Origin of the sequence: Desulfosporosinus shakirovi (assembly GCF_020595055.1) — a bacterium.
Lineage (GTDB): Bacteria > Bacillota > Desulfitobacteriia > Desulfitobacteriales > Desulfitobacteriaceae > Desulfosporosinus > Desulfosporosinus shakirovi.
In genome coordinates, this window is sequence record NZ_JAJDOO010000007.1 from 182532 (window position 1) to 191619 (window position 9088).

The 9088-nt window shown below is 40.9% G+C and carries 9 protein-coding genes; 1 reads left to right on the top strand and 8 read right to left on the bottom strand.

All coding sequences use genetic code 11. From position 1 onward, the window contains the following. Nucleotides 1–39 precede the first annotated feature (39 nt). The gene (locus tag LJE72_RS08635; RefSeq protein WP_229247206.1) at nt 40–870 is read right to left on the bottom strand and encodes a TIM barrel protein; all 831 of its coding nucleotides are present in this window, start codon (nt 868–870) and stop codon (nt 40–42) included. 216 nt (nt 871–1086) lie between these two features. Here LJE72_RS08635 and LJE72_RS08640 point away from each other — a divergent pair, with 216 nt between their 5' ends. Next, nucleotides 1087–1272 (top strand): protein sspF, encoded by a 186-nt coding sequence (locus tag LJE72_RS08640; RefSeq protein WP_073032902.1) that lies wholly within the window; start codon nt 1087–1089, stop codon nt 1270–1272. Between the two features lie 131 nt (nt 1273–1403). On the opposite strand, the gene LJE72_RS08645 is transcribed toward LJE72_RS08640, so the two are convergent. From LJE72_RS08645 to LJE72_RS08675, 7 genes are all read right to left on the bottom strand, one after another. Beyond that, complete coding sequence (locus tag LJE72_RS08645; RefSeq protein ID WP_229247207.1) at nt 1404–1835, bottom strand: Hsp20/alpha crystallin family protein; 432 nt, start codon at nt 1833–1835, stop codon at nt 1404–1406. Nucleotides 1836–2035: 200 nt separating this feature from the next. Beyond that, nucleotides 2036–2461 (bottom strand): hypothetical protein, encoded by a 426-nt coding sequence (locus LJE72_RS08650; RefSeq protein ID WP_229247208.1) that lies wholly within the window; start codon nt 2459–2461, stop codon nt 2036–2038. 1175 nt (nt 2462–3636) lie between these two features. Continuing rightward, on the bottom strand, nt 3637–3825 hold the full coding sequence (locus LJE72_RS08655) for a ferredoxin (RefSeq protein ID WP_073032908.1): 189 nt from the start codon (nt 3823–3825) through the stop codon (nt 3637–3639). 377 nt (nt 3826–4202) lie between these two features. Further along, the gene (locus LJE72_RS08660; RefSeq protein ID WP_229247209.1) at nt 4203–5711 is read right to left on the bottom strand and encodes a YifB family Mg chelatase-like AAA ATPase; all 1509 of its coding nucleotides are present in this window, start codon (nt 5709–5711) and stop codon (nt 4203–4205) included. Nucleotides 5712–5876: 165 nt separating this feature from the next. After that, nucleotides 5877–7691: an ATP-binding protein gene (locus LJE72_RS08665; protein WP_229247210.1), complete on the bottom strand. Its 1815-nt coding sequence runs from the start codon at nt 7689–7691 to the stop codon at nt 5877–5879. Beyond that, the gene (locus LJE72_RS08670; protein WP_229247211.1) at nt 7692–8381 is read right to left on the bottom strand and encodes a response regulator transcription factor; all 690 of its coding nucleotides are present in this window, start codon (nt 8379–8381) and stop codon (nt 7692–7694) included. A 104-nt stretch (nt 8382–8485) separates the two neighbouring features. Then, a complete protein-coding gene (locus LJE72_RS08675; RefSeq protein WP_229247212.1) occupies nt 8486–8842 on the bottom strand; it encodes a YraN family protein in 357 nt (118 codons plus the stop codon). Between the last annotated feature and the right edge of the window lie 246 nt (nt 8843–9088).

Consider the following 9088-nt stretch of genomic DNA (forward strand, 5'->3'; position numbering starts at 1 on the left):
AAAAGACCGATACTTTGACAAACAGAACTTTTTACTATTCTACCCAAGTGCCCGATAGGTCTGCTGTAAGAGCAATGCATCTTTTTCCAAGTTCGGGCTTTCGCAAATTGCTAATCCTTCCACCCCAAAACTATGACACGCTTTCATCAATTCTTCAAAGCGCAAATCAGATTCCTTCAAAACAAGGTGGCGTTTCTCACCTTTGAGTCCATATTCGATTCCTGATATATGAAAATGAACATTTTTCACCCATTGATCCCCTAGACTCTCTGCAGTCACATCTAATATCTCACAAAATTCATCATATGAATTGTACCTTCCATTAGTTCGCGCGTGAAGATGGCTAAAGTCGATACAGGGCAATACCCCTGGAACTTCTTTAGCAATTTTGACAGTTTCGATAAGATCCCCGAATTGAGTCCCTTTACCTGTTGTTTCTGGACGAAGGACGACATCGTTCCCCTCTGCATCGAGGGTTTCCCGTACAAGTAAAAGTTCTCTGACCACCCGTTCTAAGACCACCTCGGACGGATTGTCATGATTAAAGGCTGGATGAAAAACTACGCTCCGAACACCAAGAATCTGCGAAATACGTGCGGTATGTATTATTCGATCCCTGCTTGCAGTAATTTTCTCTGGCTCACGGGAGTTGAGATTTATATAGTAAGGGGCATGACAACTTAAAACGATGTTATCCTCTTTGGCAACTATACCAACTTTTCTTGCTTTCTCTTCACCCATTCGAACGCCTTGGACAAACTCTATTTCTAAGGCTCCGAGATTTAACTCCCGTATACGGCGTACCCCTCCTTCACTGGAACGATCCTTCGAGGAAAGCGGGACACCAGCGGTTCCAAACAATAATGGCAATAAGGTTCACTCCATTGCTATTTTTTCTCACATTATATCCTTTTTCTACTAAAAAGCCAATGAACTCGCAAGAAGCAAAATGCAAATTCATTCCTAAATTCCCAATAAGATTCAAGAGTTAACTACATACTGTCTTGAAAAAAAGCTATACTAATAATACTTTCATCATATCGTTGTTGAAAGAAACTGACCCCAATTTGAAAGGAGGTTTCCTTTATGTCAAGACGACGTAGTAGCATCATGTCTGACGCATTGAAAGAACAAATTTCTCAAGAGTTAGGTTTTGCGGGAACCCTTCACCAAGAGGGATTTGGAGGAGTTTCTTCAAGGAATTGCGGCAATATGGTGAAAATGGCTATTGAAATGGCCGAACGTAATCTGCCCGGAAAGAACATGACTTAATAATTAGAAACTCCATTCTTTTGTCAGTTCAAAATTAGTAATACCCGGAGCCGAGCATTTAATGCTCGGCTCTACTTTTTATAAACTGGAGTCTTTACTAAAGATTAAGTAACCCCTGATTCTAGAAACGATTAGTGAAAATCAACTTCTATACGACGTGCCGCTGGATGAGCGTCTTTTAAAAAGCTAAGTTTTAACAGGCCATTCCGGTAACTTGCGTGAGCTCCATTAGTTTTAACCAAAGCAGGGAGTGTCAGCACTCTTGAGAATTTCCCGAAATACCTTTCAGAATGACGCGAGACGCTTTCATCATCCTCTTCGTGTGTTATTTTTCGAATTTCGCCTTGAATCATCAGTTGATTTTCGTTTAAGGTAATTCTGAGATCTTCAGGTTTTTCGATGCCCGGAATTTCTGCTGTCACGATAACCTTTTTCTGAGTTTCTTCTATATCTATACGATACAACCCATCCGTAAAGCTTTCTTTTCCACGCTTTAAAACCCGATCCATCTCATTCCAAAAAGGATCTAACATGCGGTATGGCTCATTAGAGATTAATGACATTCCTATCACCTCTTTGTTTGTTTACTGCTTAGGATACGCTGTTCGATTATGGATTATCCCTGCTAAGTACGATTGATGCATCATCATTTAATCCTTAAGACTAGATCTCTTCAATATCCCATGTCTTAGAAATTGTTTTGGTATTCATTCTATATATTATAAGAAGCAAGAGCGAATCTCCTTGCTTCTTATAGTTTGGGTTAACTGATTACTTTACCAGAAATATTGGCTGGCCCAATGATAGTTATAGTCCCTTGAACAGTCTGAAGGTTGCGAGCAAATAATTGATAAACGTGATGACCAGCAGGAACATTGGTCAGTACAGCTTGGAACGTAGACAAATTCTCTAGTGGCGTATCTGATCCATTTTCAATCGACTCTTGGTTGATTGATGCAACTACAACACCATCTTGTTGAATCGTAAGCTCAATAATTGGTTGATCCGGTTCCAAAGGACTTGGGTCTGTCACTGTCCAACCGACCGTTGTTAGCAATTCTACAAAGTTTAGTGCTTGAGATACAAACAGACCGAATTCCAAAATTAGTTGATCTATCCCAGTAAGCACAATAGCGGACGTGTTCGTTTGATTTGTTAGAATACTTCTGTTGTAGTTTAAGAGAGCCATTTTCATCCTCCTCAATTAAGTTAGAGTAGAGTTACAAATATTTAAGCTTCACTCTCACTATTAATATATGAAACGACAACAGATTTGGACATGTTCAATTCTGTGAAATGCAAATATTTTTAAGTTAGCTTTACCATAGCTATTCGGACATATAAAAACCCATTAAGCAAAGAAAAAAAGCAACTATCCAAAAACATTCTAGTTGGATTCGCTCTCTTTATTTTACCTCATCATTTCTCTAACAGCTTTTCTGTAAAAACTCTTGCAATTGTAGGATCGAACTGTGTACCAGAACCTTTTAGTGTCTCTTGCAAAGCTTGTATATGTTCTGCAATAGCCGATTTTTCCCATATTATGCAACAAACCTACAAGTTTACTTCAATTTCGAGTAAACCTATCGCACTTCCTATGTCCTGACATATTTGGCTAACTCTCTCTTTGAGCGTTGTTCTTCCCTCGGATTTTTTCATGCAAGGTATTAATAATGGTATTAATAGTATTATCCCTTATACCTTCGTTCTCAATCATTTTATGTTGGTACAGCATCTTCAGCACTTTTGAGAACTTTTATTATGTCCTCATCTGTTTTTGTCTCCCACCCAAATGATATGCTGACACGAATAGTATTTACTACGATATTGGAAAATTGTTCTCTTATTCTTTTTACAATTCCCTTCGACGTCTTCGTTATTAGTCTTTGGGAGAAGGATGACAAATTCATCTCCCCCCAGCGTCTCTATGTAACGCGTAATAATTTATAGTTTCAAAATTTAAAGAGCTTACTTCAACTTGAAAACAATCTCCATTCCTTATTAATGTGGTAATTTTGAGATGTTTACTCCATTTTCATAAGCTTATTGCATTTGCAGGAAGCTTGTTTCTTCACTCCAACAAAAACACTTATCACTTTATCAGTTAGCTTATTCAACATATCCTTCTTTTCACCTCTAACTTAGACAAGATATTTCTTTATATTTCGCCTTAAAATCAATAATTTGATCATTTATACAAATAATCACAATGCATAGCTGTCTCCTACTATGAAGCGCACTCCCATTATCGAGTGGGTTCTTACAATTTGGTATAAACCTGTTATCCACTAAAAATGCAAGAAGAGGACGTAACGAAAAACTCTCGTTACGTCCTCTTCTTGCATTTTTAAGCTATCCGATCATTTACGTAAGGCTGATACAATGTGCCGGGCAACCCTCGGCAGCTTCTTTAGCGGCTTCCTCAAACTCAGTGGGAACAGGATTTGTATAAGCTACCGCTAGGCCATCGGCCTCCATCTTAAATACCTCAGGGCAGAATTCAGGGCATGATTCACACCCAATGCACTCTTCTTTGTCTACTTCAGCAATCATGATTTTTCCTCCTCCACTATATTCCATCTTTTATATAGCCAACTATTACCAATAAGTTTATCATAAACTTCTCCTTATCTACAAGTGAAATTTTTTACTAAAACCGTTCATCCCGAAAATTTCATTCCCATGGTGAGCAATCCCGGCACCTTCAAAGACTTCCAGAAAAATAAAGCTCGCTAAAAAACATACTTAGACAATGATGAAAAGCGACTATTACAACTTCATAATACTATAAAACCATATAACTTAGTGCACTGCTTAATTTGGTTAGATTAGAGAGATATGGCTTTCGCATTTACTCAACTAGGTTGAGAATTAATAGACAAGGCCAAGCGCTATTGTATCAAGTAGATGAATTCCATGTTCATGACTGTTTATAAAGCACGAAACTGTATTGCCTCAGCTAAATGTTCCGGAAGAATATTTGAAGATCCACCTAGGTCAGCAATCGTGCGAGCAACCCTTAAAATCCGATCATGAGCGCGGGCACTTAGATGTTGACTGTCGAAAACCTTTTGTAAGAGAGACTCCCCACTCGGAGTCAACTTGCCGAATTCTTTAGTTTCCTTTGCCGTCATCTCCGCATTGGTTTTTACAGACCCCAGACGGACCCATTGTATTTGACGGACTGCCATCACTCGCTCCCTAACCACAATCGAAGACTCATTATCAATGTTATTCTTTAATTCAGAGTAATTCAGCCTTGGTACTTCAACATGCATGTCAAACCTGTCCAACAGGGGCCCGGAGAGCCTCCCGCGATAATTTTGGATTTGCATCGGTGTACACGAACACACGCGGCCTTGATCACCATAATAACCGCAGGGACAGGGATTCATACTGGCTATAACACTTACTTGGGCAGGATAGGTGATACTCCCTGCCTGCCGCGTAATTGTCAACTCTCGATCTTCCAGTGGTTGCCGCAAACACTCCAAGACTTCGCGTGCAAACTCCGGAAATTCATCTAAGAATAGAACACCGTGATTTGCAAAGCTAAGCTCACCCGGGCGTAAATTCCTCCCCCCGCCAATCATTCCGACCTTGGTCACGGTATGATGAGGATTTCGAAAGGGGCGTTCTTGCACTAACGATCCGTTGTAACTTAGCATCCCTGAAACACTGTAAAGTTGTGTGACCTCAATGCTTTCTTGATCACTCAATAAGGGAAGTATCCCCGAATAAGCTTTTGCCAGAAGAGTTTTCCCAGACCCTGGAGGCCCTTGCAACACTACATTATGCCCACCTGCTGCAGCAATCTCTAAAGCCCGTTTTGCCTGTTGTTGCCCATGAATATCTGACCAGTCAACCTTAGTCCCGCTTAATTCAGGTTGAGTTACTCTAGATAAAATAGCATCTTCGAAGTCACCCATCTTAGAAATTGCCTTAATAATCTGATCCAGAGAAGCTGAACTATGGGTTTCTAAATCTGCCACCAAACGAGCTTCCGCTAAATTTTCCGGTGGGACGATTAGAATAAAGGATTGGTTTTCTCGCTCTAATGAAATAGCCATTGTAAGTATCCCTGGAACTGGACGAAGTGTACCTTCCAAAGACAATTCGCCAGAAAAAACATATTGTTCAAGTGATGATGACAAGCATTGTCCTGTTGCAGCAAGTATCCCTATCGCTATCGGCAGATCTAGACCTGATCCTTCTTTACGTAAATCTGCAGGAGCTAAGTTTACCGTGACCCTTTGTAAAGGGAACTGATAGCCTGAATTTCGTATTGCTGATCTTACTCGATCTCGTGCCTCTCTTACAGACGTAGTTGCAAGGCCAACTATGTCAAAACTTGGCAATCCATTTGCCACGTCAACTTCCACTCGAATTAAGTGCGCTTGCAAGCCGAGGACAGTCATTCCATATACTGCAGCGAACATGCGATCCCTCCTTAAAGATAGAAAGTTCTCGTTAGTTTTATTTATTCCTTCCATATTAATCAAAGATTGTTAGTTATTTTGAACATTCTCTCGTTTATTAAATGAAAAAGTCCCCTCCCACAATTTTAAAGTAGAAGGGGACGATGAACCTTTTATAATAAGTTACTACCGCGGAAGGGAAATCCAAAAGGTCGTTCCTTTTCCCATGTCACTTTCTACACGGACATTACCTCCATGTGCTTCCACAATTTGGCGCACAATCGCTAGTCCTAATCCCATACCTCCATCTTTTCGGGACCGTGCTTTATTCACTCTAAAGAAGCGATCAAAGATATAGGGTAAAGCTTCTTTGGGGATTCCTTCCCCTTCATCCTGAACTGCCAAAGATATCTCATTTTGCTCCTCCTCCACCATTAATACCCTAACCGTCTTTCCACGTGGGGTATGACCCAAAGCATTGTCTAAAAGATTAATAAATACTTGTAGGAGACGATCAGGGTCTGCTAACAGTTGTCCAGAGCCCTTACAAATTTCCAGATTCACGCCCAACTCTTGCGCCCTGCCTTGAAAGCGCTGGTCAATATCTACCATAAAATTCTCCAGATCGATAGCAACAGGTTGAATAACCTGTCCCCGTTCGAGCCAGTTAATTTCTTGTAACTCTTGCACTAAGCGGGCCAGACGTTTGGCTTCTTCCAAGACTAAGTCAATATATTCTTCGTTCTGGTCTTTTGGTATAACTTCATCTTGGATTGCCTCCAAATACCCTTGGATTAAATGCAGTGGAGTCCTAAGTTCATGTGTAACGCTGGCCAAGAACTCACGTCGAGACTTTTCAGCCCGCAAAGAAGCAGTGACATCACGCAAAACAGCTACATGCCCGCGTATTCCATCGTTCTCTGCCATTGGAGCCATAACGATCTGCAACACTTGAATTCCTATAGTAGCCATTTCAAAATTTTCGGCCTGATCTTCCCGTTGGGCCATAGTTTGAAGGATGGTTACAATTTGGGTCTTGCGTTCGGTAACCTCTATGTCATTTTCTTGCCATAAGGCTTTAGCTGAGTCATTTGCATAGAGAATTGAGCCATTGCAACTCATCATAACTACTGCATCACTAATACTTTCGACAATTCCTTGAAGTAAGTTTTTTTCTTGGGAAAGCCACGCCATATGGTTCTTTAAGCTTTCACCCATCGAATTCAAGACCTCAGCTAGTTTTCCGATTTCATCTTTGCTGGTCACACCTTGAATGGGCAAAAAGTCGCCTTTAGCCATTCGCGTTGCTCCCCGCTGCATCAAGCCAAGAGGACGAGTTACATGCTGCGCAAAAATAAGACTAATAACTGTGGCCAAGAAAACAGCAATCAAAGAAGCATAGAGGATTAAGCGACGAAAGGTCGCAATGCTCTCCTGAATTGGGATTGGAGAACTCCCCAATAACACAACTCCTCTTACAGGGTTTATACCTACTGGGGTAGCTGCCAGCAACATTGCTTGTGCCCCTCCATTAACCGGCAAGGCCTTGATTGAAATAGTTTGACCGGACAAAACCTGTTCTAAATATCCCTCGGTAAAAAAATCAGAAGGTTGTAAATCTCGAGACCATCCGCTTATTGAGCTGCCTGATAATCCTTTAGGAAACCATTCTATACTATTTTGTGACCCTTGCTGGGTAATCGATCCTGCCATGACCACCAGATTGCCTTGTGGATCTAGCAATACCAATTGCGCTCCAGAAGTTAATTTCAGGGATTCTAACAGGTTTAATCGTCCACTCCAGCTAGGCTCAGTGGCTAGTTGCGCAGAAATCTCAATGGCTTCAGATCGAAGGGAATTCAACTTCTGTTGCAGGTAAAAATCCCCAAAAAGCCATGTAAGTGTAAACCCTAATCCCCCTAAAACTGCAAGGATTAGAATAGTCATAGCAAACCAAAGTTTCATAGAAATCGACCATGAACGTTGTGTTTTTATTACCATTTAATGTACCTGATCAGGATCAAATTTATATCCCACACCCCATACTGTAACTAACATCCCTTTTACACTGGGATGGGACAGCTTCTCTCTCAGTTTTTTGACATGAGTATCAACTGTACGGGCATCTCCATAGAAATCATATCCCCATACGGTCTCCATAAGCTGTTCACGTGAGAAAACCCGCCCTCGATTTTTCGCTAAGAAATAAAGCAAATCAAATTCTAGAGGGGTTAGATTAATAGAGTCCTCGCCAATGCTAACCTTATGGCGTTCTTTGTTAATACTTAGCAAACCCACCGTTATTTCTGAAGACACAGGCTGGAGTTGACCTCTAGATCGACGCAAGAGGGCTTTGACCCTTGCAACCAATTCTTTAGTGCTAAATGGCTTAACCAGATAATCATCTGCACCCAGTTCAAGGCCTAGGACACGGTCAAACTCTTCCCCGCGAGCAGTCAGCATGATGATGGGGAGTGCAGAAATCTCCCGAACTTCACGGCAAACACGCCATCCGTCAATATCTGGCATCATAAGGTCTACAATTAATAATGAAAATTGGCCTGCTCGAAACTTTTCCAACGCGACGCGACCGTCCTCTGCCTCTTCAACAGTAAAGCCTTCTCGTTCAAGATATAACCTTACCAAACTTCTAATTTTCTCTTCATCATCAACGATTAAAATCGGATCCAATTTACAAACGCTCCTTTTGGGGCTACCGATTAACAATTATAATTCATTGTCTTTATATTAAAGTTTAACATCTATTCGTGAATATTGTGTGATTAAACTATGATTTATAAAGCAGCTTTAATCCAATTCACTTCTGGTTGCTTTCCAACCCAACGAATTGCAATTACATCAAACCTTAGGCTTGGCCAGTTCAAATATCCCTGTTGCATTACATAATAAGATGCAATCGCTTGTAATCGTTGTGCCTTATGATGCGTAATGCTTTCTTCGCCCCACCCTCTATAAGCTGATCGGCGGGTGCGTACCTCTATAAATACTAGTACTTCTCCATCACGAGCAATAATATCCATTTCCCCTTTGGGACATCGATAATTTCGTGCAACAATATTCAAACCAGATTCTACTGCTAAACGTACTGCTAATTCTTCGCCGGATTTACCTAGAGATTGTTTATTCTCCACAAAAATTAGACAGCTCCTTTGCCCGATTATAACCTAAACCTCAGGATATATCAGATAGGTCCATTTTTATAATTGGCCTATCTGATATATCCCTTCAGCGACACACTGTGTGGGCTTTTCCTGCTTTACAAAAGAGATTCTCAGTTAATAACTGAGAATCTCTTTTCGACATAGTCCCAACTAAAATCATTTAACTCAAAATAAACTCTGAGCTGCCGCAATCGCCATCTGAGCGAGAGGGGTTGG

Bases quoted from the DNA above. Each gene is read 5' to 3' on its own strand.
- LJE72_RS08640 (WP_073032902.1), top strand. From the start codon at position 1,087: ATGTCAAGACGACGTAGTAGCATCATGTCTGACGCATTGAAAGAACAA.
- LJE72_RS08645 (WP_229247207.1), bottom strand. From the start codon at position 1,835: ATGTCATTAATCTCTAATGAGCCATACCGCATGTTAGATCCTTTTTGG.
- LJE72_RS08650 (WP_229247208.1), bottom strand. From the start codon at position 2,461: ATGGCTCTCTTAAACTACAACAGAAGTATTCTAACAAATCAAACGAAC.
- LJE72_RS08655 (WP_073032908.1), bottom strand. From the start codon at position 3,825: ATGATTGCTGAAGTAGACAAAGAAGAGTGCATTGGGTGTGAATCATGC.
- LJE72_RS08660 (WP_229247209.1), bottom strand. From the start codon at position 5,711: ATGTTCGCTGCAGTATATGGAATGACTGTCCTCGGCTTGCAAGCGCAC.
- LJE72_RS08665 (WP_229247210.1), bottom strand. From the start codon at position 7,691: ATGGTAATAAAAACACAACGTTCATGGTCGATTTCTATGAAACTTTGG.